General features: G+C 64.0%; 24 protein-coding genes. 10 read left to right on the forward strand and 14 right to left on the reverse strand.

From position 1 onward, the window contains the following. Positions 1–196: 196 nt before the first annotated feature. Both OKC29_RS07225 and OKC29_RS07230 read right to left on the reverse strand, forming a co-directional pair. A complete protein-coding gene (locus tag OKC29_RS07225) occupies positions 197–2,203 on the reverse strand; it encodes a methyl-accepting chemotaxis protein (protein WP_162275654.1) in 2,007 nt (668 codons plus the stop codon). Positions 2,204–2,392: 189 nt separating this feature from the next. Beyond that, the gene (locus tag OKC29_RS07230; RefSeq protein WP_196780188.1) at positions 2,393–3,688 is read right to left on the reverse strand and encodes an amino acid permease; all 1,296 of its coding nucleotides are present in this window, start codon (positions 3,686–3,688) and stop codon (positions 2,393–2,395) included. A gap of 248 nt (positions 3,689–3,936) precedes the next feature. On the opposite strand from OKC29_RS07230, the gene OKC29_RS07235 reads away from it, so the two are divergent. From OKC29_RS07235 to OKC29_RS07250, 4 genes are all read left to right on the forward strand, one after another. Then, positions 3,937–4,320 (forward strand): Rid family detoxifying hydrolase, encoded by a 384-nt coding sequence (locus OKC29_RS07235; RefSeq protein WP_005299455.1) that lies wholly within the window; start codon positions 3,937–3,939, stop codon positions 4,318–4,320. Positions 4,321–4,342: 22 nt separating this feature from the next. Further along, a complete protein-coding gene (locus OKC29_RS07240) occupies positions 4,343–5,632 on the forward strand; it encodes an L-cysteine desulfidase family protein (protein ID WP_073349645.1) in 1,290 nt (429 codons plus the stop codon). 58 nt (positions 5,633–5,690) lie between these two features. Beyond that, positions 5,691–6,344: a helix-turn-helix transcriptional regulator gene (locus OKC29_RS07245; RefSeq protein WP_005299461.1), complete on the forward strand. Its 654-nt coding sequence runs from the start codon at positions 5,691–5,693 to the stop codon at positions 6,342–6,344. Positions 6,345–6,485: 141 nt separating this feature from the next. Continuing rightward, on the forward strand, positions 6,486–7,073 hold the full coding sequence (locus tag OKC29_RS07250) for a histidine phosphatase family protein (protein ID WP_073349647.1): 588 nt from the start codon (positions 6,486–6,488) through the stop codon (positions 7,071–7,073). Positions 7,074–7,131: 58 nt separating this feature from the next. Here the strand turns inward: OKC29_RS07250 and OKC29_RS07255 are convergent, their stop codons facing one another. After that, positions 7,132–7,809: an HNH endonuclease gene (locus OKC29_RS07255; protein ID WP_232090952.1), complete on the reverse strand. Its 678-nt coding sequence runs from the start codon at positions 7,807–7,809 to the stop codon at positions 7,132–7,134. 256 nt (positions 7,810–8,065) lie between these two features. Between OKC29_RS07255 and OKC29_RS07260 the strand changes: the two genes are divergently transcribed. Both OKC29_RS07260 and OKC29_RS07265 read left to right on the forward strand, forming a co-directional pair. Next, on the forward strand, positions 8,066–8,533 hold the full coding sequence (locus OKC29_RS07260; RefSeq protein WP_073349651.1) for a hypothetical protein: 468 nt from the start codon (positions 8,066–8,068) through the stop codon (positions 8,531–8,533). A 153-nt stretch (positions 8,534–8,686) separates the two neighbouring features. Next, on the forward strand, positions 8,687–9,055 hold the full coding sequence (locus tag OKC29_RS07265; RefSeq protein ID WP_010634411.1) for a VOC family protein: 369 nt from the start codon (positions 8,687–8,689) through the stop codon (positions 9,053–9,055). Between the two features lie 123 nt (positions 9,056–9,178). Here the strand turns inward: OKC29_RS07265 and OKC29_RS07270 are convergent, their stop codons facing one another. Both OKC29_RS07270 and gdhA read right to left on the reverse strand, forming a co-directional pair. Next, positions 9,179–10,762 (reverse strand): alpha/beta hydrolase, encoded by a 1,584-nt coding sequence (locus tag OKC29_RS07270; RefSeq protein WP_073349653.1) that lies wholly within the window; start codon positions 10,760–10,762, stop codon positions 9,179–9,181. A gap of 198 nt (positions 10,763–10,960) precedes the next feature. After that, entirely contained in the window at positions 10,961–12,307 is a 1,347-nt protein-coding gene (gene gdhA / locus OKC29_RS07275) for an NADP-specific glutamate dehydrogenase (RefSeq protein WP_073349655.1), read from the reverse strand. A 619-nt stretch (positions 12,308–12,926) separates the two neighbouring features. Here gdhA and rluF point away from each other — a divergent pair. Beyond that, positions 12,927–13,961 carry a 23S rRNA pseudouridine(2604) synthase RluF gene (gene rluF, locus OKC29_RS07280; protein WP_073349657.1) on the forward strand — a complete coding sequence of 345 codons (1,035 nt, stop codon included), beginning with the start codon at positions 12,927–12,929 and terminating at the stop codon, positions 13,959–13,961. Positions 13,962–14,037: 76 nt separating this feature from the next. Here rluF and OKC29_RS07285 read toward each other — a convergent pair whose 3' ends face one another. The 3 genes from OKC29_RS07285 to OKC29_RS07295 form a co-directional block, all read right to left on the reverse strand. Further along, entirely contained in the window at positions 14,038–15,918 is a 1,881-nt protein-coding gene (locus tag OKC29_RS07285; protein ID WP_073349659.1) for an exotoxin A binding domain-containing protein, read from the reverse strand. 344 nt (positions 15,919–16,262) lie between these two features. Next, complete coding sequence (locus tag OKC29_RS07290; protein ID WP_073349661.1) at positions 16,263–17,483, reverse strand: cyanate transporter; 1,221 nt, start codon at positions 17,481–17,483, stop codon at positions 16,263–16,265. Beyond that, positions 17,476–17,979 carry a nucleoside deaminase gene (locus OKC29_RS07295; protein WP_073349663.1) on the reverse strand — a complete coding sequence of 168 codons (504 nt, stop codon included), beginning with the start codon at positions 17,977–17,979 and terminating at the stop codon, positions 17,476–17,478. Before OKC29_RS07295 ends, OKC29_RS07290 begins: the two co-directional genes overlap by 8 nt. A 110-nt stretch (positions 17,980–18,089) precedes the next feature. Between OKC29_RS07295 and OKC29_RS07300 the strand changes: the two genes are divergently transcribed. Then, entirely contained in the window at positions 18,090–18,938 is an 849-nt protein-coding gene (locus OKC29_RS07300; protein WP_073349665.1) for a LysR family transcriptional regulator, read from the forward strand. Between the two features lie 22 nt (positions 18,939–18,960). On the opposite strand, the gene OKC29_RS07305 is transcribed toward OKC29_RS07300, so the two are convergent. The 5 genes from OKC29_RS07305 to OKC29_RS07325 form a co-directional block, all read right to left on the reverse strand. After that, positions 18,961–20,160 (reverse strand): MFS transporter, encoded by a 1,200-nt coding sequence (locus tag OKC29_RS07305; protein WP_073349667.1) that lies wholly within the window; start codon positions 20,158–20,160, stop codon positions 18,961–18,963. Positions 20,161–20,271: 111 nt separating this feature from the next. After that, positions 20,272–20,739, reverse strand: a complete 468-nt coding sequence (locus OKC29_RS07310) for a GyrI-like domain-containing protein (protein WP_045790184.1) — start codon at positions 20,737–20,739, stop codon at positions 20,272–20,274. A 39-nt stretch (positions 20,740–20,778) separates the two neighbouring features. Beyond that, positions 20,779–20,934, reverse strand: coding sequence for a pleiotropic regulatory protein RsmS (rsmS, locus tag OKC29_RS07315; protein ID WP_010634402.1), 156 nt, complete (start codon positions 20,932–20,934; stop codon positions 20,779–20,781). A gap of 80 nt (positions 20,935–21,014) precedes the next feature. Continuing rightward, entirely contained in the window at positions 21,015–21,485 is a 471-nt protein-coding gene (locus tag OKC29_RS07320) for an acyl-CoA thioesterase (protein ID WP_024943736.1), read from the reverse strand. Between the two features lie 20 nt (positions 21,486–21,505). Next, a complete protein-coding gene (locus OKC29_RS07325) occupies positions 21,506–21,817 on the reverse strand; it encodes a hypothetical protein (RefSeq protein ID WP_073349669.1) in 312 nt (103 codons plus the stop codon). Between the two features lie 142 nt (positions 21,818–21,959). On the opposite strand from OKC29_RS07325, the gene OKC29_RS07330 reads away from it, so the two are divergent. Together OKC29_RS07330 and OKC29_RS07335 are read left to right on the forward strand one after the other, a co-directional pair. Beyond that, complete coding sequence (locus OKC29_RS07330) at positions 21,960–22,610, forward strand: tellurite resistance TerB family protein (RefSeq protein WP_017409909.1); 651 nt, start codon at positions 21,960–21,962, stop codon at positions 22,608–22,610. 128 nt (positions 22,611–22,738) lie between these two features. Beyond that, the gene (locus OKC29_RS07335) at positions 22,739–23,257 is read left to right on the forward strand and encodes a GNAT family N-acetyltransferase (RefSeq protein WP_073349671.1); all 519 of its coding nucleotides are present in this window, start codon (positions 22,739–22,741) and stop codon (positions 23,255–23,257) included. Positions 23,258–23,297: 40 nt separating this feature from the next. Here the strand turns inward: OKC29_RS07335 and OKC29_RS07340 are convergent, their stop codons facing one another. Beyond that, positions 23,298–24,737, reverse strand: coding sequence for an aminotransferase-like domain-containing protein (locus OKC29_RS07340; protein ID WP_073349673.1), 1,440 nt, complete (start codon positions 24,735–24,737; stop codon positions 23,298–23,300). Positions 24,738–24,748: the final 11 nt, after the last annotated feature.

Below are 24,748 nucleotides of genomic sequence, written 5' to 3' on the forward strand. Positions count from 1 at the left end.
ACTGCTCCCCGGGCCTGTGGCAGGCAATAAAGGTAACGTTCGAATCTTGTTGTGGCTGAAGATTACCCCGCTTTATCCTCATCGCACAATGGGCAGTTGATACTTTTTTCGCCAAGAAAAACAATGCTGCCTGACGGTCTGAATTGGCAAAAAAACCAGCCCCGGCAAGGGGCTGGCGTGGGTAATTGGCGCCGGCTCAGAGCACGAAGCTTTGCACCATGGCTCGCAGCTGCTCGGTGAGCTGGTGGATCTGGCGGGCGGCGTCGCGGGCTGCGTTGGCCACCTGCAGCGCCTCGTCGCTGCCATCGGAGATGCGTACTACGTTGCGCTCTATTTCGTTGACCACGGCCCCCTGCTGCTCGATGGCGCTGGCGATCACCGAGTTGGTGTCGACCATGCTGCCCACCCGCTCGGTGATGGCGCCAAAGGCCTGCTGGGCCTCCTGGGCGAGGCCGACCCCCTCTTGCGCCTCGCGGCTGGCGGCGGACATGGCGTTGACCGAGGCGCGGGCGCCGGTTTGCAACTGCTCGATCATCTGCTGGATCTCGATCGTGGCCCCCTGGGTGCGGTTGGCCAGCGAGCGCACCTCGTCGGCCACCACCGCGAAGCCGCGCCCCTGCTCGCCGGCGCGGGCCGCCTCGATGGCGGCGTTGAGCGCCAGCAGGTTGGTCTGCTCGGCGATGCCGCGGATCACCCCGATGACGCCACCAATCTGGCTGCACTGCTGCTCCAGCTGGCCGATGGTCTCGGCGGTGCGCAGCACCTCGCGGTTGATGTGGTCGATGGCCTTGATGGTACGCTCGACCACCGCCTCGCCCTGACCCACCACGGCTTGCGCCTCCTGGGTCATGCGGGCTGCCTGCTGGGCGTTGCCTGCCATGTCGTGGGAGGTGGCGGCCAGCTCCTTGATGGCGGTGGCCACCTGATGGGTCTCCCCTTGCTGATCGGCGATCACTTCCTGGGAGCGGCAGGTCCGCGCTTCGATTTCGGTGGCACTATCTACCACGCTGACGCCGTTCTCCCGCACCCGCAGCATCAGGGTGCGCAGGGTCTGCAGGGTCACGTTGTAATCCCGGCTGATGGCGGCCAGCTCATCCTGGCCGACGATCTCGATCTGCTGGCTGAGATCCTGGGCGTTGACCCGGGCGGCGATCTCCCGCACCCGGCCCACGGTGCCGCGCAAGGAGAGATAGGCGCCGATCATCAGGTAGAGATAGACCAGCAGGATGGCGGTCAGCGGCCCGGTCACCCACCAGAAGTGGCGCTGGTTGGCGGTCATGCGCTGGTGCAGATCCGCCTCCAGCCGCTGGCGCACCTGACCGGCCAGCGCCGTGATGGCGGCATCCAGCCCATCCCCCAGCGCCAGCACCTCCTTGCTGGAGAGCTGCACCTGCTGGTCCTTCATCATCTTGTTCTCCAGGGTGTCGACCCCCTGATGGGCCTGCTGCAGCAGGGCGTCGGTCTGCTGGCCCAGTTCGTTGCGATAGGCGGGCGCCATCTCATAGAGCAGGGTCAGGTCGGCCTCCAGCTCCTGCAGGGTGGCGTTGATGAGGTCGAGGCGAAAGCGCAGGGCGCTATAGCCCTGGGCCTGAAACAGGCCGAAGTCGGCGATGGTGGCGGCTCTGTCCCGCACCTGGGCCAGCAGATCGCGCAGCTGCGGCAGCCGCTCGCTGGCGAGCACCACCATGTAGTAGGTGCCGAGCGCGGGATCCTGCACCAGACTGCTGGCGGCGGTGATGCTCTTGTAGAGGTGGCGTACCTCGGTCAGCAGCTTGTCGTGGCGCAGGTTGCTCTGATCCACCTCGAGCCCCAGCGCCTCGTTTTGCAGGCTTGACCACTCCTGGGCAAGGGTATCGAACACGGGGTTTTGCTGTTTGGTGGCGGCAAATGCAGCCAGGCTTGCATCGACGGCCCGGGCCGCGGCCTTGACCTCCTCTTCGCCGACCGGGTTCTGCTCATAGCCGTGCCGGGTGACCAGGTTGCGATGGGTCAGCAGGGCCTGCTCGATGGCGGGCAGCGGTGTCAGCTTGACCACACCGGCCAGCTCCTTGCGGGCCTGGGCGTTGTCATCCTGCAGCCGACCCAGCAGGTTGGTCATGCTGTAGGCGAGCGGCAGCAGCATCAGGCAGGACCAGAGCAAAAACTTGTACTTGAAGGAGAGCTGATTGCCGAGCCGGATGGCGGGCGTGAATATCCATTTCATATGAAGCCTCGGGCCCCGACGGGGCGTGTAGCGGGATGGCTGGATATTACTCCTCGCCGGGGGGCTCGGCTGAGGGCGGGGTGGAAGTTGTGATCCCCTTGGCTTTTTCCCGTGGCGAGGGGGGCTGAATGGGTCAGAAAAACGGGCCACCCTCAGGGTGGCCCGTTGCCGATGGGAGAAGGTCGCGGCTCAGTTGAACGCCAGGAAGGGCGAGACGCAGAGCAGCAGGCCGGTGACGATGATGATGTAGAGGGAGACTCCCTTGTACTTGTGCAGCGCCGGCACCTGATAGACCAGGTAGGCCGGGATGAGGCACCCCACCATGCCGAAGATGGGGCTGCAGATGGAGGTGAAGCTCAGCACCGGGGCGTTGAGCACGATGGCCCCCCAGGAGAGCAGCACGGTGAACAGCATGATGCCCTTGCCCACCAGCCCCTTGTTGATGCGATCTTCCGGCATCACCCGGCGCAGCAGGTTCATCGCCAGCCCCTGACAGGCCTCGCGAAAGCCCAGATAGACGCCGAAGTAGGCGGTCATCACCGCGAAGATGTTGAGGGTGAGGCTGAGCAGCTTGAGGGTCTGGCCCGGCATGCCCTGGGCCACCATGGCCAGCGCCGAGATGTTCTCCTCGGAGGCCTTGACCGCCTGCTCGTGGCCCATGGCCAGGGTGAAGGAGACGGCGTAGAAGAACACCACCACGAACAGGATGCCGAAGGCGATGTTCATGGCGCGCATCGCCTTGAAGCGGGCCACTTCCAGGGACTTTTCCCGCGAGCGGTAGGAGATCACCATGGGGCTCAGACTCTGGATGAAGAGAATGGAGGTGAGGGTGAAGGGGAGCATGACGATGGCATCCTTCAGCCAGTCACCGGTGGCCGGCATGGCGGTGATGTTGGTGGCATCCCACTTGCTCACCATCATCAGACCGAGCACCGCCACCACGCTGATCTTGGTCAGCACCATGAAGGTGGAGATCTTGAACAGCAGGTTCTCGCCGCGCGAGGCCAGCGCCACCAGGGCGCAGATCAGCACCAGCCCGTAGAAGGGATTCTCGGAGAGCAGTTGCTGGGTGACCCCGAAGCTTTGCAGGAAGGAGGCGCTGTCATTGGTGATGGCGGTGGAGTAGACGAATACCCAGATCACCAGCATCACGAAGTAGAGGGCGCCGAGCAGCACGCCCCAGTTCTTGCCGAGGTAGCCGCTGATGACGCTGGGGTAGTCCTTGCACTCGGGCGAGGTGGCCAGGGTATTGATGAAGAGGCGTTGGAACATGTACATGGCCGGGTAGCCGATCACCGCCGACAACAGAAACACCCACAGCCCCATCAGTCCCACCTGCACCGGCAGGAAGACGATCCCCGCCCCGATGGCCATGCCGATGCTCATGATGACCCAGCCCCAGTCGGTGCTGTCAAAACGAACCGCTTCTTTCCATTCCAGCGTACCCATCACGGGCCGGGTGAGTGTCGTACTGTGCGCGTCCATAAAATACCTTGTTTTTGTAGGGGTAAAAATCAGGCGCAAATATAGTTGAATAAAAAGCGGCAAAACAATGCTTTTTATCGCTCTTCTACCTAAAGAGGGAGACAGATCACGCTTTCAATTTGCGCCAGTTACCGAATTTATCGCTGCTTTTGCAGGTTTTAGTTGAATGGAATGCCTAATAAGCAAATAATGTTGAACAAGACGAGACTGTTGATTGCAAAAATAATTGCATTTTAAGGAGTGGCGATATGAAAAAGATCATCGTGGCGGATGCCGCACCCGATGCCATCGGTCCCTACAGCCATGGCACAGCCTATGGCGACCTCATCTTTACCTCCGGCCAGCTGCCGGTGTGCAAACAGCAGGGTGGCGTGGTGGAAGGGGGCATCGAAGCCCAGAGCCGTCAGGCGCTGGAGAACCTCAAGCATGTCTTGGAAGCCGCCGGCGGCAACCTGGATACCGTGCTCAAGACCACCTGCTATCTCGCCGAGATCAGTGATTTTGCCGCGTTCAACGAGGTTTATAAACGCTATTTCCTGAAAGATTGTCCGGCCCGCAGCTGCTTTGCGGTGAAGGATCTGCCGATGGGTGTCAGGGTGGAAGTGGAAGCGATCGCTCACATCGCTGGTTAATGTTGATAGAAAGGGTGTTCTGATGAAGCAAGCGTGGCAGCAGTATCTGCAGATTATTCAACAGGTTGTCAAACCGGCGCTGGGTTGTACCGAGCCCATCGCCGCCGCTTATGCCGCCGCCGTCGCCGCTCGGCAACTGGGCTGCAAGCCCGTCCGGCTGGAGGTGGTGGTGTCGGACAACCTCTACAAGAACTCCATGGGGGTTTATGTGCCGGGCACCGGCAAGATTGGGCTCGCCATTGCCGCTGCCGCCGGCGCCATCGGCGGTAACGCCGAGGCCGGGCTGGAGGTGCTGGCCGCTATCACGCCGGCCCAGGTCGCAGAGGCGCAGGTGCTGATCGATGCAGGCCAGGTGCAGGTGAGCCGCACCTCGGCCCCCGAGTTCATCTATTGTCGGGTCCGGCTGCTGGGCCTTGATGCAGAGGGCACCGAGCACAGCGCCGAGGTGACCCTGTGCGGTGGCCATACCCGCATCGTCGAGCAGCGCCGCAATGATGAAGTGACCTTCACGGCCGAGCAGGGCCAGGGTGGCGCCACCGGTGCCATTTGCGATGGGGTCGACATCAGCATCGCCGCCATTTATGAGTTCGCCACCCAGGTGGAGTTCGAGCAGATCCGCTTTATCCTGCAGGCCTCCGAGCTCAACGGCAAACTCTCCGACGAGGGGATGAACAACCCCTACGGCCTCGAAATTGGCCGCACCATGCAGCAGAACATCCAGGCCGGCCTCATCGGCGAGGACGTGATGAACCGCATCGTGATGCGCACCGCGGCGGCCTCCGATGCCCGCATGGGGGGGGCCAGCCTGCCGGCCATGAGCAACTTTGGCAGCGGCAACCAGGGCATCGCCGCCACCATCCCGGTGGTGGTGATCGCCGAGCGCTTCGGTGCCAGCGAAGAACAACTGGCCCGCGCCCTCATCATGAGCCACCTGGGGGCCATCTACATCAAGTCCCACTATCCGCCGTTGTCGGCCTTCTGCGGCAACACGGTCACCAGCGCGGCGGCCGCCATGGCCATGGTCTATCTGGCGGGCGGCAGTTTCGAGCAATCCTGCCACGCCATTCAGAACGTGCTGAGCGACAGCGCCGGCATGGTGTGCGATGGCGCCAAGGCCTCCTGCGCCATGAAGGTGAGCACCTCCTCCGGGGCGGCGGTACGCGGCTTTCTGATGGCGCTCAACAGCCATGCAGTGTCGGGGCAGGGGATCGTGGCGGGCAACGTGGAGCAGACCATTCGCAACGTGGGCCAGATGGTCAAAGACGGCATGTCTGCCACAGACAGCACCATTATTGATATCATGTCCGCCTGAGTGTCCCTGTCGGCTGCCGCCCTTGCCCGGGTCGGCGGCCCTTTTATAAGGTTTCAATGTGAAGCTGCAAGAGCTGAGTCAGACCGATTTCGAGATCCTCAAGGCGATGGAGATCATCGTGGACGGCATCGCCGCCATGTATGGTCAGCACACCGAGGTGCTGTTGCACAGCCTGGATGCGCGCAATCCGTCGATCATCAAGATTGCCAACGGCCACATCACGGGGCGCAGCGTCGGTGCTCCCATCACCAACCTGGCGATGATGAAACTCAAGAGCGGGCAGGATATCTCCAGCCCCTACATGACCAAGTGTGCCACCGGCAAGACGCTGCGCTCGCTCACCACCGTTATTCGCAATGGTGAAGGACAGGCCATCGGCTTGCTCTGCATCAACACCGACATGGATGCCCCGCTGCAATCCGTGCTGCGCACCATGATGCCGGAGTGCCTGCACGGCCACGATGGTCATGCCACCCCTGAGGTGTTTGCCCGCAACATCGACGAGGCCCTCAACAGCACCATCGACACCGTCAGTGCCGAGGTGCGCGGCAACGAGGCGGTGCCCCCGTCCCAGAAGACCCGGGTCATGGTCAACCAGCTGCACGAGCTCGGCATCTTCGAGCTCAAAGACAGCGCCCAGATAGCGGCCCGCCAGCTCGGCATCTCGGTTCACTCCATCTACCGCTATCTGCGGGAGATCAAGAAGGGCTGAGCACGGCGCCAGCCAGCATTAACGGGTCAGCATTGACCCGTTTTGTTTTTTTACGCCCCCGCCTGCGCCTTGGCTGCCCCGACACATCTGTTATCATGCCTCTTCAGTTTTTGTTATCTCATTGAACCTGCTGGAGAAACCATGTCCCGTACCCTCTATCTGCTGCGCCACGGCCAGACCCGTTACAACGCCGAACTGCGGCTGCAGGGGCGCTGCAACTCCGAACTGACCGCCAAGGGTGAAGCCCAGGCCCTCGCCATGGGGGCCCGTCTGGCCAAGCTACTGGCCGAGCCTGCCGACTGGACCCTTTACGCCAGCCCCCTCGGCCGGGCGCGCCAGACCGCGGAGCGGGTATGCCAGCAACTTGGCCTGGACCAAGCGCGTATCGTCTGGGACGAGCGGCTGGTGGAGCTGGGGATGGGGGAGTGGGAGAGTCGCCGGGTGCCCGAGTTGCTGGCGGCCCACCCCGAGCTCGATCTGGAACAGCCAGACTGGTATCTGCAAGCCCCCGCGGGGGAGAGTTTTCAGAGCATTCAAGGCCGGGCCCTGAGCTGGCTGCAGGATGAGCGTATCGCTGAGTGCGCCATCGTAGTCTCTCACGGCCTGTTTGGCGCCATGTTGCGCGGTGCCTATGCGGATCTGGACTACACCACCACCTGGCTGCAGGAGTTGCCGCAAGATGCCTTCTTCAAACTGAGCGGTGGCCGCATCGAGCGGATCCCCTGCTGACCCAGACCAAAACGGCTCGCCATTGGCGAGCCGTTTTTTTATGAGCGAAGAGGGCGCGTTATTCTCGCACCAGCCTGGGCAGCGTCTGGTAAAGGGCCTCACGTTTTTGTGCCTGGTTGACGCCATAGTGCAGCTCACGGTGGCAATTAGGGCAGAGCGCCACTGTGTTGCTGATGGTATCCGAACCCCCTTCGGCGAGTGTGCGCAGATGATGCACCTCTAAGAAGGCGTCTCCGGTGGTGGCATGAAAAGGGGCCGGTTGTGCGCAGCTTTCGCAGTGGCCTGCCGCCGTCATCAATACCCAAGCCTTCACCTTTGGATCTCGCCCATAACTAGGGTTGGCTCCATAACGCTGCTGTGGTTCTTGGATGCCTGTGGGCATGGGGAGTGTTGGCTTGATCTTGTAGCGGCTCACTTGATGCTCAAAGGCAGCCTGGCCGGTATAGGGTTGGCCATCGAGCTCACAGAGCAGGCGCTCTATGATGGGGGCATTGTGGGGGCCCACGTTTTTAGCCGGCTTGAGCCCAGATACCCAGGTTCGTCCTAGCAGGGCGCAGATATAGGAGATGTTCTGCATTCGATACTCGAATGCCTTCTCGGTGCGGCCAAACTGGTTAGCGAGTTCGGTGTAATAGCGCTTTTTGACGAAGGGGATGCCATTTTGTTCCATGGTGCGCATCGCCAGGTAGACGCTGACCGTCGCCCTTAGTTCCTCTTCTGTCCATGTCCCGCGCAAAACTGGCTCCTCAGCACTGTTTCTCGGTCGCCTAGAGCCCCGACTTGATCGGGGTGGCCCCATTCGAGTTACCTGATATGGCGTGCATCTTAATCCAATCGACACCTTATTTCAGCTGTATCGGTACAATAATGTGTGCATCATCAAGCAATTAGCTGATAGTAAGCGGTAGGCTAGAGTGGGCCCTTTCATTAGGGGCTTAGCGCAGGGGAGTCACAAACGTCAGTTCACCCAGGTCAACCACAAGGAGGTGGTGATGGATCCGGTTTCTTATCTTTTCTCGGCTTATCTCAATCTGGTACAGCAGCAGGTAGCGGATATTTATGGCACTGAGCTCAAGTCGCTGGTGGTGGAGTATGAGGGGGAACAAATCCCCTTTGCCTTCCAGTTTTGGCAGCTGCAGCCGAAAAGCGTCTGCCGCAGCTACGAGCAGGATGCAAGGCGCTTCAGCCAATGCACCGTCAAGGCGGCAGCGCTATTTAGCAAGCTGTGCGATCAGTTGTCGCGCCAGGATGACAGCCACTCGCAGCAGCCTCAGTATCGCGCCATGTATTGCGCAGCTTCAGTTAACTACCGCCCCATGATCGCCGACATTCGCGAGAGTAAACCGGATGCTGCCCGGCAGGCCGAACGCGCTTGCAATCAAGCCATTCTGGCCGCGATGGACAGTGATGATGAAACCCTGCTGGCCCAGCGTGATCAGGCGTGTGGTAACCAACAGTGAAGGTCAACGCCACCTTCACTCAGCTCGCGGCTTTGCTCGGCCATCTTTGCGCCATTCGGCACAGTTGCCAGGTGGGCAATTGGGTATGATGAGGGTGCCCACAGACCCGTTTGTCGGGCCAGCACTATCGACACACATCAGCCAGGAGGGGACATGATCAGCCATATCGACCATCTGGTATTGACGGTCAGCGATATCGAGCGGGCCGTCGCGTTTTACAGCTCAGTGCTCAACATGGAAGCCATCACCTTCGGGGCTGGGCGCCGGGCCCTGCGCTTTGGCAACCAGAAGATCAATCTGCAACTGCTGGGGCAGGAGCCGCGCAACCGGGCGCAGGTGGGCTCGGGGGATCTCTGCCTCATCACCCGCTGGCCGCTGGAACAGGTCATCGCCCAGCTCCATTGCCACGGGGTGGAGATAGTCGAGGGGCCGGTGACCAAGAGCGGAGCCTGCGGCCCCATCGAGTCGGTCTACTGCCTGGATCCGGACCAGAACCTGATTGAGATCAGCCGTTATCCCTGATGGCGCTTGGCATCGGGTGACGGTCGGTGGATGCCGCTCTGCCGGGACGATCGGGGCAAGTGGTGAGAGGCTCCGTGCTGGCCCCATCCTGACACACAGCCGCAACGGGTCCTGATAAGGGCTCTAGAAGGGAGCCTCGCTCTCCTGCGCATCTTGTAGAAACTGTTCCCGCTCCGCCTGATAGGCGGCCTCGTCTTCGCTGTCCCAGACCGGGGTTGGCTGCTTGCCGGCCAGCGGTTGGGCTGGCGCCGTCAGCGTCTCTATCACCTTCTGCTGCAGATAGGGGAAGAAGGGGTTGGAGGAGGTGCGGGTGAGGGCGCCGGGGTTGACGATCAGCACCCCGCGCTCACCGCGCAGGGCCAGACCCCCCAGGTTGATGCCGTATTGCTCGCGCTGCTCGGGCCGTGGCGCCATGCCGTAGAGGGGGTCATCCATCGGGAAGGGCAGGGCCACGTGGGAGAGGGAGTAGATCTCCCTGGGGTAGTCGATGTCGAGGGGCTGGATCTGCTCAGGCCCGCCGCCGGCCGGCAAACTGCTGGCCTGGGTACGGGTGCTGGCGGGGGCCTGGTTGCCCACCACCGTCAGCCGGTAGGAGAGCGGCGGGCGCGGCAGCAGGTGGCTCAGCGCCAGTTCGGAGGCGCTGCTCAGCAGCGGGCCGAACAGGGTGCCGCGGTTGATGTCGAACAACACCAGCTCGCTGCCGTTGGCAGGGAGGAAGTGGTAGAGATCGGCGATGATGGAGCGGGTACTGACGGTGTAGTCCATCACCGACTGGAAGGTGAGGGTGGGCGGGAAGGCCGCCAACTCGCCGCTGGCGGCCTGCTCACGCACCTGCTGCTGGATGGCGTGGGTCAGCCGGTAGGACTGGCGCGCGCCGTTGACCGGAAACGAGTTGTACTTGAAGGGGTTGAACTCCGGCATGGTATCGAGCCAGGCGGCGCTGGCAAAGGCGGGCAGCAGGGCGGGCACCGCCTTGAGGCCAGCGAAGCGGGCAAAGCGGGTCACCCCGATCATGGGGGAGATAAGCACCAGCCGATCCGGCCTTGCCAGCGTGCCCGTCTTGTCACCTTCCGCATCGAGCGCATATTTCACCGCCAGCGCGCCGCCGTTGGAAAACCCCACCAGATGCAGCGGCAGCGGGCTTGGCGCCAGTACCCTGGCCTCGCGCACCGCCAGCCGGGTGGCGGCCAGCCAGGTCTCCCAGTCGATGTCGACCAGCCCGGCCGGCACGGTACCGTGGCCCGGAATGCGCAGCCCCAGGGCGATGAAGCCCTGCTCGCGGTAGCGCTGGGCCAGGTGGCGCAGGCTGTAGGGGGAGTCGGTCAAACCATGCAGGAACACCGCCACCCCTTTCACCTCGCCGCTTGGCCGCAGCAGATAGGAGCGGTTCCAGTCGGTTGCAAAATGAGCCGGATTGATGGGGGCATCCTGATAGTAGCGATTGCTGTCGAGCTGCTGCTCCGGCGGCGTTCTGGCGATCACCTCCTTGGTCACCAGCTCGAACAGCTGCTGCTCGTGGGCCAGATAGGCCGGCCAGTCGCTGTTATCGAGCTGCTCGGCGCTGAGCTCGGGCGGCACCAGGGTGTGCCAGGGCTGCAGCGGCGCTGCCTGCCAGGCGAAGTAGGCTACCAGGGCCCAGCCGAGCAGCAGCAAGCCCAGCAGGCTGAGAAGAAGGCGGCGAACGAGGCGGCGGGTGCGAGCCAGCATGGGAGAGTCCTTGGCACTGATAAAAGAGGGGCGGCCCCGCGTCCACGGCGGCCGTACTAAGGGTCGAAAGCTGGCTTAAAGCCTAAGGGAAACAAGGTGATAAGTACAGACAGTGAGCGGCTCATCCACTCAAACAGAGGGCAGCCCCGGGGCTGCCCTCTGTGGTACGGGGATCCGTCTGTGCGGTCGCTGGCGGCGTCAGCAGACCCCCTGGGCCAGCATGGCGTCGGCCACCTTGACGAAGCCGGCGATGTTGGCGCCGCTTTCGTAGTTCACGTGACCCGTCTCATCCTGGCCATAGTGCACGCAGGTGGCGTGGATGCTGGTCATGATCCCCTTGAGGCGGGCATCCACCTCCTCCCGGCTCCAGCAGAGACGCTGGGCATTCTGGCTCATCTCGAGGCCCGAGGTGGCGACCCCGCCGGCGTTGGCGGCCTTGCCCGGGGCAAACAGCACCTTGGCCTCGTGCAGGCGGCGGATGGCGGCGGCGCTGCTCGGCATGTTGGCCCCCTCGGCCACCAGTTGCACGCCATTGGCAATCAAGGTGGCGGCGTCCGACTCATCCAGCTCGTTCTGGGTGGCGCAGGGCAGCGCGACGTCCGTCGGCAGGTGCCAGGGAGTGCGGCCGCTGAAAAATTCCAGCCCCTCTTCGTGGGCATAATCGGCGATGCGCTTGCGCTGCTCGTTTTTGAGCGCCATCAGCCGCGCCAGTTTCTCGGGGGTAAAGCCTGCCGGATCGTAGACGGTGCCGCCGGAGTCGGAGGCGGTGATGACCCGGGCGCCGAGGGCCATCGCCTTCTCGATGGCGTACTGGGCCACGTTGCCTGAACCCGACACAGAGACTGTCATGCCGTCCAGGGATTGCCCCCGGTTGGCCAGCATGGCCTCAACGAAATAGAGCAGGCCGTAACCGGTGGCTTCCGGGCGGATCAGGCTGCCGCCAAAGGAGAGCCCCTTGCCGGTAAAGACGCACTCGGCGCTGTTGGTGAGCTTCTTCATCATGCCCGCCATGTAGCTCACCTCGCGCCCGCCCACCCCGATGTCACCGGCCGGTACGTCGGTGTCGGCACCAAGGTGGCGATGCAGCTCCAGCATCAGCGCCTGGCAAAAGCGCATCACCTCTCCCTCGCTCTTGCCCTTGGGATCAAAATCGCTGCCCCCCTTGCCACCGCCCATGGGCAAGGTGGTGAGGGCATTCTTGAAGGTCTGCTCGAAGGCGAGGAACTTGAGCACCGAGGTATCCACCGAGGGGTGAAAGCGCATCCCCCCCTTGAAGGGACCGATGGCAGAGCTGTGCTGCACCCGGTAGCCCCGGTTCACCTGCACCTGGCCTCGATCATCCACCCAGCTCACCCGAAACTGGATCAGCCGCTCCGGCTCCACCAGCCGCTCCAGCAGGCCGTGCTGCAGGTAGCGGGGGTGGCGCGTCACATAAGGCCAGATGGAGGCGATCACCTCGCTCACGGCCTGAATGAACTCCGGTTGGTGGGGATTGCGGCTGGCGACCTGGGCCAGAAAATCCGCCTGGGAGAGGGAATGACTCATCTGTAACTCCTGTAGTGAAGGGTAAAAGTGGCCTCTTGCCAGAGAAAAGTGCACACCCTGCAGCCAAATTTATGGTTTTTGTCAGGCCTGGATGCAGGTGAATATTTGGTGTTTTTCGCAATTGGGCGAAAATTGTTGTGCGAATCGCCGAAAACAGCAGAAAAGAGCGCCGGAAGGGGCAGATAATTCGCGCGAATCAAAATCTTTTTATGCATTTTTGATTAATAAATAGCAAGAAAATGTTGCTGTAATTTGGCTTGGGTTATTGTTTATTGCATATTTCATGCATCTTTATAGCGTAGCGAGAGAACCCCGCACAACGGCGGAAGTGGCCATTGCCATGCTGACTTCGGCGGTGCTGGCGGCAATCGAATGGTCATGCAATTTTGGGGGATGGCCGCGTGACAGGGGGCGCATTTTGCGAGAAGGGGGCGGGCCGAGTGCAACTATCCGGCGTGTGTCAGGGGGCAATATGTTAATGTGTCGGCGCTTTTTGCCGGACAGGTCGGTAGCGGCCTTTTTTGAAGATGGAATGATATGCACAATTTTGAGTTAGTGAACCGGCAGCGTGCCGCCCTGATGACCCGGATCCAGGCCGCAGGCCAGTGGCAGGTGACCCATGCTGGCTGATGAATCCATGCGCCTGAACAAATACATCAGCGAGAGCGGCATCTGCTCGCGCCGCGAGGCCGACCGCTTTATCGAGCAGGGCAACGTCTTCATCAACGGCAAGCGGGCCGGGGTGGGGGATCAGGTGTTTGCCGGGGATCTGGTCAAGGTCAACGGTCAGGTGATCGAGCCGCGCGAGGCGGACAGCCTGGTGTTCATCGTGTTGAACAAGCCGGTGGGTATCGTCTCCACCACCGAGGCGGGCGAGAAGGACAACATCGTCGACTTCGTCAACCACAGTACCCGCATCTTCCCCATCGGCCGACTGGACAAAGACTCCCAGGGACTCATCTTCCTGACCAATCACGGTGATCTGGTCAACAAGATCCTGCGGGCGGGCAACGATCACGAGAAAGAGTATCTGGTGACCGTGGACAAGCCGGTCACCGACGAGTTTATCCGGGGCATGGGCGCCGGCGTGCCGATCCTCGGTGCCGTCACCAAGAAGTGCAAGGTGAAGAAAGAGGCGCCGTTCGTGTTTCGCATCACCCTGGTGCAGGGGCTGAACCGCCAGATCCGCCGCATGTGCGAGCACTTCGGCTTCGAGGTGACCAAGCTCGAGCGCATCCGCATCATGAACGTCAGCCTCAAGGGGCTGCCGGTGGGCGAGTGGCGCGATCTCACCGACGACGAGCTGATCGAGCTGTTCAAGCTGATTGAGGACTCCTCCTCCGAGGTGAAACCGGCCAAAGGCGGGCAAGCTGCCGCCGGGCAGGGCGGTAAACCCAAGGCGCCCGCCGCACAAGCCGGCAAGCCGGCACCGGGCAAAAAACCGCGCCGGGATGATGACCACGAGATTGGCGGGCGTCCCAACGTGCCGGGGCCGTCGGCATTCGAAAGCAAGAGCTCGGTCGGCAAGGGTGCTGCCGGCAAAGGCGGCGCGGCCAAAGGTAGCGCAGGCAAAGGCGCCCCGAACAAGGGGGCTAAACCGGCCGCCGGCAAACCGCGCGCCGGTCAGGGTGGGCGGCAGAAGAAGGGGCGCTAAACCCCCTCTCACTCCCCGCGTTGACAATGAAAAACACCGGCCACAGGCCGGTGTTTTTGTATCGATGAACCGCGATTCAGAGGTCTTCGCGGGGCTGGGTGGTGTAATCAGGCAAGGCGCTGATGGCGCTCTCTTCCTGCGGCACGCTGGCAAGGTCAAGATCGCCGCCGACGTTGCGCGGATCCGTCGGTATGGTGGAGGGGATCACCACCGCCTGCTCCGCCAGCCGCCAACCCAGAATGGTTTCCAGGCGTCCACCTTCCTCTTCCGGTCCTGTGATGGCCTCCAGCTGCAGCGGCAGGGGGTGACCAATCAGGCGGCCGACCTCATCGACGGCGCCGGGATCGGCCAGGGTCTGCTGGGTCGCGTAGAGGTGGGGCAGTGCGGCGCGCGGCACATACACCCGCAGCAGCACGCCATTGCGGATGCGGCCACGGGCATCCGCTTCCTGATCCTGGGCGTAACCGTAGGCGAGGGCCGGATCGCCAGCGACATAGAAGCCTTGCCAAGGGGCGATGGAGGATTGATCCCGTTCATGCACCCCTTCAAACACTATGCTGTGGGCGGCTTCGAGGAAGGTGCCGTGATAACCGACGAAGAGATAACCGCGCGCCAGCAGTTGGCGATGGGCTTGCTCCAGGCGGGTCACCGGCCAGTTGCGAGTACCGGCCGTGCTGAAGCTGACTTCGTCCCCGTCACCCAGGAAGCTGGCACCGTTCGGATAGTCCCGCTCCTGCAGGGCATCGGCACTGTCGGCTGGCGCCAGGCAGTTGAGATCGGCGGCAGGGCAGGTGAGATTGACCACGTCGGCGCTGGCGGCCTGTTCTTGGCTATTGCCCGCCTGCTGGTGGCTGAAGGCGTCGCTCTGGGCGGCCGCCATGCTCAGGGCCAGCCGTGCCTGGGCCGGGTTCTCCCGAATGGCTTGTGCCAGCTGCCCTCGTGGCGTTGAGCCATCCTCTGGCGTGGTGTTGGCCAGCGCCTGGGTGATCACGGTATCAAGCTGGGACCATGGCAGGCGGGTCAGCAGATAGAGGGTGATGAGATTGTGGACCGGATAACCGCACTGGCTGAGCTCTTCCCAGCCTCTGGGTTGACGGCTTCTGGCCAGGGATTCAAGCGGTATGGCGCAAACCTGATGAGTGGTGAGGGCCGCCAGACCGTCTCCCTTGGCAAAGTGCAGACGATGACTGATGGCGGTCGGCACGATATGGGTATCGTGAGAGGCGGGTGCGCCGGCCAATACCCGGTAGACCTTGCCTTCCCAGGTATCACCCAGGTTGCAGGTGCGCTGCGACAGGTAGTTGTAGACCGCATCCAGCGGATCCAGCAGGCACAACACCTTGCCGGTGTGCCACTCGCTCCAGCGCTTCTGACGGCTGTGCTGGGTGGGCGCCGCCACGAAGCCGACACCGGCCGCACTGAGGGTGAGGCTGCGATTGATCTGATTGTTTTCCACGTGCCTGACGAAGAGTGTCGAGTTGCTGGCCATGCTGCGCAGCAGGTCGTCGCTCACTTCGATGCTGTAGATGGGGGAGATATGGCTCACCTCGGCTCCAGCATCCAGCTCGTGGAAGAAGACCTTGATGCTGGCGGGCGCATCGTCGCCGACGGGAACCAGCCAGTGCAGCGACCAGTTGCCGTGTCCCTGGCGGGTATAGCTGTAGGTGCGCGGGCCCTTGCCCGCGGTGGCGCTGGTCAGGGTGATGGTGGTGCCATCCGTGCGCAAGGTCAGCGCATTGCCGATGGCCAGCTTGAGGCTGTCTCCCCCTTCTTCCAATACCATGGAGTAGTGCAGCACCCCTGCTCCGGCCTGTTCACCCAGCAGGCCGGCGACATCGAGCTGGCTGGCGCGTACCCCTTGGGCCAGATCCAGAGTGCAGCGGGTGGCGCACTCCTGCCACAGGTTGAATGACTCGTCGGCCATGACCGGTGAGATGGCACCGCCTAGCATGGCCAAGCCACCGAGTAGAGAAGCCCATTTTGTGTTTGTCTGCATGTGATTTCCTTTGAGTAATGGCAAAGTCACTAACGCGTGGCGTTCTCCTCCTTGATGAATACAGCCTCTTCCCTGTCAGACGAAACGAGATTAATTCTCGTCTGAGTGCCTTACCTTAATGGGCTCATATGGCGGTGCAACCCACCATATGGGAAGGTTTAATATGTTATAAATCAAATGGATATGAAGTTTATTGCTGATGGTTTGCTCAGCAGGCCCGATACCGGAAAGCGAGCAAGGAATGGGGAGAGGCTGGAGGGGGGTGAGCTTGCCTCCTCATTCGGGAAAGAGGAGGCAAGCACAGATCAGCTGATGGGAGTGGGGACGGGAGACGGTGTGGCCAGCTTCATGGCGCTGGGGTAGCGGCGCGGATCCAGGCGCAAGACCAGCAGGCTCATCAGCACCAGACCGGCCAGTTGCCACTGCCAGGCGGCGGCGAAGTCACCGCTCAGGTGATGCAGGCGGGCCGCCACCCAGGGGCCGGTGGCCGCCAGCATGAAGCCGAACCCCTGCATCAGGGCGCTGAGGGTGCCGGCGCGGCGCGGATCCGGCAGGTGATCGAGCGCGATGACCATGATGAGGGAGAAGCTGCCGCCAAGCCCGGCGCCGCACAGCATGCACCAGAGGATGGGGGCGGCAGTTGGCGCCAGCCAGAGGCCGCCAAAGCCCGCCAGTTGCATGGCGATGGCCAATCCCATCCAGGGCCGCCGGTCGAGCCGGCGGGCGGCCAGCAGCGGCAGGCCGAGGCCGCTCACGGTCTGGGCCAGCGCCAGCCAGGCCACCAGCTCGCCCCCCTGCTGGGGGCTCCAGCCCTGCGCCATGTAGGCCGGCGCCAGCCAAGCCACGACGATGCCGTAACCGCTGTTGATGATGCCAAAGCAGCTTATCAGCAGCCAGCTGCGGGGCAGGCTGATGAGGCGCTGCTCGCCGCCGCCGGATACCGCCACCGGCGCTGCGGGCAGCCGTACTCGCCAGCCGAGCCAGCCCATGGCCAGCAGCACCGGCAGGCTCCACAGCGCCAGCGCCTGGGACCAGTCGAGCCGGGCGGCGAGCTGCGGGGTGAGGCTGGCCCCCAGCGCCCCGCCCCCCATCATGCAGGCCGAGAAGATGCCCATCACCAGCGGCACCTTCTGCGCAAAGGCCTGCTTGATGAGGCCGGGCAGTACCCCTTGCACCAGGGCCGAACCCAGCCCGCAGAGGGCGGCGCTGGCGATGAGCAGGGCGCCGCTGGCCGCCTCGAAGCGCATGGCGCTGCCCATGCCCAGCAGCAGCAGGGCGGCCCCCAGCAGCTGACGCGGCCCGGTGCGACTGCGCAGGGCCGGGGTGAGCAGCACGCCGCCGCCGATGAGCCAGAGTGGCAGCAGGGTCAGCCAGGCCAGGGTATCCATGCCAAGCCCGAGCGCCTCGGCAATGTCACGGCTGAGGGGGCCGATGGCGGTGAGAAACGGCCGCAGGTTGAGCCCGATCAGGATCACCAGTATCAGCAGGGCCTGCTGCTGGCGCGTATCGATGCGGGCCTCAAGCATGGTCTGGTGCACCGTAGAGCTCGGCGGCGGCCAGCGGGCTCGGCAGCTTGATGAGCGGCAGGGGGGCTGGCGCGAGGGGCAGGCCCAGTTTTTGGTAGGCGGCCGTGCTGTCAAAACCGAACGGGGCCGCATCCTCGTTATCGAAGGCGTAATAGATGGCGGCAATGCCGTTCATCACCAGGGCGCTCAGGCACATGGGGCAGGGGTGACCGCTGGCGTAGACGATGGCGCCCGCCAGCGGCCCGACCTGGCTGGCCTGGCGCAGGGCTTCCAGCTCGGCGTGGCGGGTGGGGTCGCCATCCTGGTGCATGCCGTTGACGGCGCTGGCTACCAGCTGGTTGTCTCGTACCAGCAGGGCGGCAAAGGGGCGGCCTCCTTGCTGGCGGTTATGGAGGGCCAGTTGCAACGCCTGCTCCAGCCACTCCTGATGGCTGGGATTGGCGGTCAGCGACGCGATCAGGCGTGAGCCGGCGGGTTCGGCAAGGGAGTGGGGCATGACGGATCCTCGAGGCAAGGGGATGGGAGGAGACGAGCCTAGCGGGGGAATCAGTCATGGGGAAATTAAATGATAGAATGACATCCAGTGGTTTTGTGAATGGAGTCGCCATGCTGGATCCCCTCTTGCTGCGCAGCTTTGTCGCCATCGTCGACAGCGGCAGTTTTACCCGTGCCGGTGAACGGGTGCACCTCACCCAATCCACCATCAGCCAGCAGATGCGACGGCTCGAACAGCAGCTCGGCTGCCCGCTGCTAGACCGCTCCGGTCGCCAGGTGGTGACCACGGCAGAGGGGGAGAAGCTGCTGGGGCTGGCCCGCAGCATCCTGGCCCTGCTGGCCCGGGCCGAGGAGCAGGTGGCCGAGGCCAGCCTGCAACTGAGCCTGGGGGTACCGGAGGATTTTGCCGCCGGCGCCATCGCCCCGGTGCTGGCTGCCTTTGCCCGCGATTACCCGCAGGTACGGCTGGAGGTGCACAGCGGCCTCAGCCACGAGATCTGGCAGCGCTTCGAGGCCGGCGAGCTGGATTTGGCGCTGGTCAAACAGGCGCGGGGACAGGGGGCGCCGTGCGCCTGCTGGCGCGAGCCGCTGGCCTGGGTCGACAGCCGTGCCTGGCCCGCCAGCGAGCGGGATCCCCTGCCGCTGGTGGTGTTCCCGAGCGAAGGGCTCTATCGACGGCAGGTGACCGAGGCACTCGACGGGATGGGGCGGCGCTGGCGCATCGCCTACGTCAGCGCCAGCCTGGCCAGCCTGCAGGGGGCGGTGAGCGCCGGGATCGGGGTCAGCCTGCTGCCCCGGCGCTTGCTGCAGCCGGATCAGCAGGAGCTGACCCACTGGCCAGCTGTGGCGCCGGTGGAGCTGGCGCTGCATCTGGGGGCGGAGCGCGGCGAGCCACTCATTCGACTCTGCGAGGCCCTTATCAGCCTGTGTGATCGGGTGATGGGACCCGCTGAGCGGTGAGGGGGCGCAGGCAGGTGCCTGCTTAGCGCACCCTGGTGCGCACGATGAACAGGGTGATGAGCGCCAGGGTGAAGACGAGCGGGGCCCAGGCACCGTGATGGCTCACCAGGGTGGCGCCGGCAGCAGCCACCCCGGCCACTCCCTGCTGCAGGAAGCCGCACAGGGCCATGGCGTAGGCGCCGTGCTCGCGGCCATCGCTCACCGCCAGCGCCATGCTGTTGGGAAAGAGCACCGCCTGCCCGAAGATGACGAGGCAGTAGCAGGTCATCATGGCCACCAATCCACCGCTGCCCTGCAGGGCGCCCAGTGCCCAGAGCAGCAGCATGCCGCTGGCCGCCAGCAGTATGATCGCGGCCCCCTGGCGCATCAGCTGACGGCCTCCCACCCGGGCGACCCGCCGGTTGACCGTCATGGCGCCAGCGAAGTAGGCGACCCCGATCAGCAACCCCAGGCTGCCGAAGGTGGTGACCTCGAGGGCAAACCCCTGCTGCAGCACGAAGGGGCTCACCTCCTGCAGGGTCACCGTGATGGCAAAGCCGATGCCACCGGCGCAGGCCGGCCAGAAAAAGCCGGGGCGGCGCAGCAGGCTGGCGTAACGGGCCCACATGCCGCCGCTCGCCGCCGCCGGATTGGGCCCCTGCAGCGGCAGGCTGCTCATCAAGAGCAGCGCCAGCACACCGACCCCGGCCATCAGCACGAATCCCAGCTGCCAATGGGCATAGCGGCTGATGAGGCCGCCTATCCACTGACCGCCGCCGAGGGCGGTGATGAAGGCGATGGAGAGCACCGAGAGGCGGCGCGCCAGCTCATCGCCGTGCCAGTGATCCCGTACCAGGATACGGGCGATGATGGCCGCCCCGCCGGCCGCTACCCCTTGCAGGGTGCGCAGGATCAAGAGCAGCGGCCCCTGGCTGGTGGTGGCCAGCAGCAGGCTGAGGCCGACAAACAGCAAGAGTGACAGGGCGAGGGGCAGCCGGCGGCCGTAGCGATCGGCGGCGGCGCCCCAGAACAGCACCGGCAGGGCGGCGCCGATGACGAACAGCGAGATGGAGAGCTCGGCCCCTTGCCGAGTCATGGCGAGATCCGTCATCACCACGGGCAGGGAGGGGAGGTAAACGGTGGTGGCCATCTGGGCCATGAAGACGATGAGGCAGGCCAGCGTCATGATGCGGGCGGAGCGGCTCCAGAGACCGGCCTGGTCGAGACATTCCTGGTTATCCATAACAACTCTCGGGCAGTAAGGGAGCCATATCCTTGCACTGCCCGAGCGCCGAGTCAGCCCCTCGTCTGGGTTAAACCTTGCCGGTTTATCAGGGAAGAGAGCACTGGATGCTCAGGCGATGGCCTGGCGCGGCAGCACGGCGAGCCAGAGTTCGACCTCGCCGCTGCCGGTGTCCGGGTCAAAGGCGGCGCCATAGCGCTCGAAATCGGGCTTGTGGGCCGACTGGTAAGCGGACTGCGCCAGCCAGTCCAGTGCCTGCTGCCAGGTGTGCGGCATGGCCGAGACATGCCCCTGATGCAGGAAGACGGCATAGGTCTGGGGCTCGATGCGCATCCGCCCCAGCGTCTTGGGCAGCACCTCCAGCGCGGCGACCTCCACCGCACACATGTATTCGCACTCGGTGGCGGTCACGCCGCAGATGACGCCATAGGCATGCTCGCCCAGCTGGCCCGGCAGCGGACCCAGGGCGCTGAAATCGCGCCATTGGCCGCCGAAGTCGGCGTGGGCGAAGGCATGGTGACGACGCAGGCCGCCAAGCAGCATGGGGCGGCCGGTTTCAAAACGAATGGGGTCTGTCATGACACCTCCTGTGCAAGATGGGGTGGCAGCGCTGCGCGCTCAGCACTCCTTGCCTTCGCTGAGTTTGCGTTGATAGTCCGCGGAGACGATGGCCAGCGCCGCCAGGGCGAGGGCCGGCTCAATCCGGTTGGTCTCCAGCAGTTCGATGAGATCCACCGCGAGCTGGACCTCGGGCGGGGCAGTTTCCAATGACATGACAGACTCCATAACGGGGAAAACGCCATTATACAGGGCCGCTCCCGGATGGGGACCTGTCTGGTGTTGCGGGCGACCGGCTAGAGGTGCTGGCGCATCTCCTGTTCGATCTGCTCGCGCAGGGCCATCAATTTGAGGGCGTACTGCTGCAACTGCCGATCGCTCTCGTTTTGCGGTTGCCACTGGGGCACCTTGCTCGGTTTGCCGTTCTCGTCCATGGCCACGAAGATGATGATGCAGTGGGTGGTCTTGTGGCGCTCCCGGCTGGCCGGATGGCGGCTGTAGACATCCACCGCCAGGTGCATGCTGGTGGTGCCGGTGTGGATCACCTGGGCGTGCACCTCCACCAGCTGGCCTATCTGGATGGGGCGCAAAAAGCGGATCCCCCCCACGTAGACGGTCACCGCGTAGCCGCCGCACCAGCCGGCGGCGCAGGCGTAGCCCGCCTGGTCGATCCACTTCATCACCATGCCGCCGTGTACCTTGCCACCGAAGTTGACGTCGGCGGGCTCGGCCAGAAACTGCAGGGTCAGCTCGCGGGGTGGGGTCATGGGTGCTCCTTGATTGAGGGTCATTGCCGGTAGCTCTTGCGATAGGCGTCAGCCTGCTGGCAGGGGGCCAGGTTGTTGAGATCGGGCCGCTTGTTGCCCTCGCGCTGACCGAAGCTGGCGAACTCCTGCTGGCATTTGGCGGCCTTGCCACCCGCCTTGATGCAGGCGTCGATCCGCTGTTGCTTGCCCTGCTCGACCAGCTGCTGCTGGGCCTGCTGGCAGGCGGCATCCAGCTTGGCTTGCTGGGCCGGGCGTTCGAGCTCGCTGGCGGCATGGGCGGGGCCGCACAGCAGGGCCAGGCCGAGGGGGATCCATGGGGTGAGGGGGCGCATCCGGTTGCTCCTTGTTGACCTGTTTCAGGTATACCGCGAATGGCGACGGGATGCACAGGCTCTGCTGCGATAATGGGGCCTCATTCACTCTTGGTTCATCGGCCCGGCGCAAGCATGGAGGAGTCAATTGCGAGGAGTCATGATGAAACAGATGCTTGATCAGTTGTTGGGCGCTGGCAAAGGCTGGCTCAACGAAGGCGGCGACAGCCGCAAGGCGCAGATGAAGGGGATGGCGCAAGGGGGCCTGGCGGCCGGCGCCATGGCCCTGCTGCTTGGCAACAAGAAGATGCGCAAATATGGCGGCAAGGTGGCGGCGGTGGGCGGCGCGGCGGCGCTCGGCGGGCTGGCCTACAAGCTCTATCAGGATTGGCAGGCCCAGCAGTCAAGCCCGGCCCAGCCGACCCAGCCCCTCGATACCCTGCAGGGCAATGCGCTGGATGCCAGAGCAGCCCTGCTGGTGCGCGCCATGGTGGCGGCAGCCCGGGCCGACGGTCATATCGACGGCGACGAGCGCCAGAAGATCCAGCAGTACCTGACCGAGCAGGGCCAGAGCGATGCGGCCCGCTGGATCGATGCCGAGCTGGCCCGCCCGCTCGACCCCCATGCCCTGGCGCGAGAGGTGACCGACATGGAGCTGGCGACCGAGGTCTACCTCGCCTCCCTGCTCGCCATCGAGGTGGATCACTTTATGGAGCGCGGTTATCTGGACGAGCTGGCGCGCGCCCTCAAGCTCGATGACAACCTCAAAGGCAGCATTGAGCGGCAGGTGGCCCAGCTGGCGCAGCCGGCCTGAACCCCGTCAGGGACAAGGATTGTCGATGAGGCCCCGTCACGGGGCCTTGTTGTGTCTGGTCACTGGTCACGACACTTCTTATTGGCGCGGGCAGCCACTATGATGGCTCTTCGGCCAAAAGGGAGCAGATGAGACCGTCTCATCGCTCAGGCACATCATCGCCAGGACACAGAGGCAAGGAGTATTCATTGGAAATACGCAAGGCACAAGAGCAGGACATCGACGCCATCCTCGAGCTGAACCGGCAGATAGGAGAGATCCACTTCGAGCAGGCCCCGCAGGTCTTTTGCCCTCCGTCCCCCGAGGAGCGGGCTTTCTTGCTGGCGGCCATCGCCGCCGAAGGGCGGCTGTTTTGCGTTGCCGAGCAGGAGGGGGCCGTGGTGGGCTTTTTGACCGCCCGCATCGACATCAACGAGACCATCCCGTTTCTGAGCAAGGAGCCCATCTGCCGCATCGGCACCGTAGTGGTCGATGAGGGGCGTCGCTCCCAAGGCATCGGCAAGGCGCTGATCGCCCATTGTGACGAATGGGGCAAGGCGCACGGTGCCCACCAGATCCGGCTGGAGGTGATGTCGTTCAACGAACGGGCCAAGGCACTCTACGAGGCGTTGGGGTTCAAGATGTTGTCACAGACCATGGCCAGATAAGCCCGTTTCAATCAGATAATTTCGCAAGGAACAGGCCCCATCATGGGGCCTTTTGGTCTTTGGCGGGAGCTGAGTCCAGCTGTTGGTGAATGAGCTCGGCCAACCGAGTGAGGGCTGCCTCCAGCTGCGGACTCCAGGGATGGGAGCTGTTGAGGCGCAGGCAGTGGTTGTGCAGCCCCTTGCTGGAGAAGAGTGCGCCGGGGGCCAGTGAAAAACCGCTGGCCAGCGCCTGGGCATGCAGGGCGCGGCTGTCGAGGCGCGGGTCAAACTCGAGCCAGAGAAAGTAGCCGCCATCGGGGGAGGAGATGCTCACCTCCCCCGGCAGCAGGCGCAGCAGGGCGGCCCGCATCTGCTGCTGGCGCTGAGCCAGGGTGTGGCGCAGCCGGCGAAAGTGGGCATCCACGCCGCCCTGGCGCAGCATCTCGGCCAGCGCCAGCTGGCTTGGCACATTGGTGGAGAGGGTCGACATCAGTTGCAGTCGCTGCACCCGCTCGGCGTGACGACCGGCCACCACCCAGCCGACCCGAAAACCGGGCGCCAGGCACTTGGAAAAGGAGCTGCACAGCAGGCTGTCGCCACTGGTATCCCAATACTTGATGGGCCTTGGCCGCTCGCGGCCGAAGTAGACCTCGGCATAGACGTCGTCCTCCACCAGCGCGACCCCGCGCCGGTTGAGCAGTGCCATCAGCGCCTGCTTGTGGTCATCCGGCATGGTGTGGCCGAGCGGGTGCTGGACATTGCCCATCAGCCAGCACGCCTTGATGGGGCGCTGGGCGAGGGCCTCCTCCAGCAGGGCGAGATCGATGCCGACCCCCGGGATCACCGGTATCTCCACCGCGTTCAGCTTGAGTCGCTCGATGGCCTGCAGGGCGCCGTAGAAGGTGGGGGACTCCACCACCACCCAGTCGCCGGGCTCGGTCAGTACCTGCAGGCTGAGGGAGAGTGCCTCCATGGCGCCGGTGGTGATGATGATCTGCTGGGGATCTACCGCCAGCCCCTCGCCGGCGTAGCGCTGGGCGATGGCCCGGCGCAGCGCCTCGTTGCCGGGGGGCAGATCTGCCACCGTGCTGAAGGGGTCGAGCCGGCGCATGCTGCTGGCCAGCGCCCGGCCGAGCTGGGGGTGGGGGAACAGGGTGGGATCGGCCACCGCCATGCCGAGCGGCACCAGCTCCCGCGACTTGCTGGCCTGCAACACCTCGAACACCAGATCGTTGATGTCCACCGAGCCGCTGTAGTGCGCCTGCTGGGGCAGGCTGGCGGCCGGGCGGGAGGGGGCAGCCTTGACGTAGTAGCCGGACTGGGGCCGCGCCAGGATGAGGCCGCGGCTTTCCAGCAGCTGATAGGCCTGCAGCACCGTCATGGGGCTGAGGCCATGGGTCTTGCAGCTCTGGCGGATGGAGGGAATGCGCTCCCCCGGTTGCCAGAGGCCGCTCGTTATCTGCTGTTGCAGCTGATCTGCCAGCTGGCCGTATAGGGACATGGGATTGTTAA

Origin of the sequence: Aeromonas sp. QDB34 (genome assembly GCF_027705405.1) — a bacterium.
In the GTDB taxonomy this organism is placed as follows: Bacteria; Pseudomonadota; Gammaproteobacteria; order Enterobacterales; family Aeromonadaceae; genus Aeromonas; species Aeromonas hydrophila.

Excerpts from the sequence above, each read along its gene's own strand:
- OKC29_RS07225 (WP_162275654.1), bottom strand. The coding sequence starts at position 2,203 with ATGAAATGGATATTCACGCCCGCCATCCGGCTCGGCAATCAGCTCTCC.
- OKC29_RS07230 (WP_196780188.1), bottom strand. The coding sequence starts at position 3,688 with ATGGACGCGCACAGTACGACACTCACCCGGCCCGTGATGGGTACGCTG.
- OKC29_RS07235 (WP_005299455.1), top strand. The coding sequence starts at position 3,937 with ATGAAAAAGATCATCGTGGCGGATGCCGCACCCGATGCCATCGGTCCC.
- OKC29_RS07240 (WP_073349645.1), top strand. The coding sequence starts at position 4,343 with ATGAAGCAAGCGTGGCAGCAGTATCTGCAGATTATTCAACAGGTTGTC.
- OKC29_RS07250 (WP_073349647.1), top strand. The coding sequence starts at position 6,486 with ATGTCCCGTACCCTCTATCTGCTGCGCCACGGCCAGACCCGTTACAAC.
- OKC29_RS07260 (WP_073349651.1), top strand. The coding sequence starts at position 8,066 with ATGGATCCGGTTTCTTATCTTTTCTCGGCTTATCTCAATCTGGTACAG.
- OKC29_RS07265 (WP_010634411.1), top strand. The coding sequence starts at position 8,687 with ATGATCAGCCATATCGACCATCTGGTATTGACGGTCAGCGATATCGAG.
- OKC29_RS07270 (WP_073349653.1), bottom strand. The coding sequence starts at position 10,762 with ATGCTGGCTCGCACCCGCCGCCTCGTTCGCCGCCTTCTTCTCAGCCTG.
- gdhA (WP_073349655.1), bottom strand. The coding sequence starts at position 12,307 with ATGAGTCATTCCCTCTCCCAGGCGGATTTTCTGGCCCAGGTCGCCAGC.
- rluF (WP_073349657.1), top strand. The coding sequence starts at position 12,927 with ATGCTGGCTGATGAATCCATGCGCCTGAACAAATACATCAGCGAGAGC.
- OKC29_RS07290 (WP_073349661.1), bottom strand. The coding sequence starts at position 17,483 with ATGCTTGAGGCCCGCATCGATACGCGCCAGCAGCAGGCCCTGCTGATA.
- OKC29_RS07295 (WP_073349663.1), bottom strand. The coding sequence starts at position 17,979 with ATGCCCCACTCCCTTGCCGAACCCGCCGGCTCACGCCTGATCGCGTCG.
- OKC29_RS07300 (WP_073349665.1), top strand. The coding sequence starts at position 18,090 with ATGCTGGATCCCCTCTTGCTGCGCAGCTTTGTCGCCATCGTCGACAGC.
- OKC29_RS07305 (WP_073349667.1), bottom strand. The coding sequence starts at position 20,160 with ATGGATAACCAGGAATGTCTCGACCAGGCCGGTCTCTGGAGCCGCTCC.
- OKC29_RS07310 (WP_045790184.1), bottom strand. The coding sequence starts at position 20,739 with ATGACAGACCCCATTCGTTTTGAAACCGGCCGCCCCATGCTGCTTGGC.
- rsmS (WP_010634402.1), bottom strand. The coding sequence starts at position 20,934 with ATGTCATTGGAAACTGCCCCGCCCGAGGTCCAGCTCGCGGTGGATCTC.
- OKC29_RS07320 (WP_024943736.1), bottom strand. The coding sequence starts at position 21,485 with ATGACCCCACCCCGCGAGCTGACCCTGCAGTTTCTGGCCGAGCCCGCC.
- OKC29_RS07325 (WP_073349669.1), bottom strand. The coding sequence starts at position 21,817 with ATGCGCCCCCTCACCCCATGGATCCCCCTCGGCCTGGCCCTGCTGTGC.
- OKC29_RS07330 (WP_017409909.1), top strand. The coding sequence starts at position 21,960 with ATGAAACAGATGCTTGATCAGTTGTTGGGCGCTGGCAAAGGCTGGCTC.
- OKC29_RS07335 (WP_073349671.1), top strand. The coding sequence starts at position 22,739 with ATGAGACCGTCTCATCGCTCAGGCACATCATCGCCAGGACACAGAGGC.
- OKC29_RS07340 (WP_073349673.1), bottom strand. The coding sequence starts at position 24,737 with ATGTCCCTATACGGCCAGCTGGCAGATCAGCTGCAACAGCAGATAACG.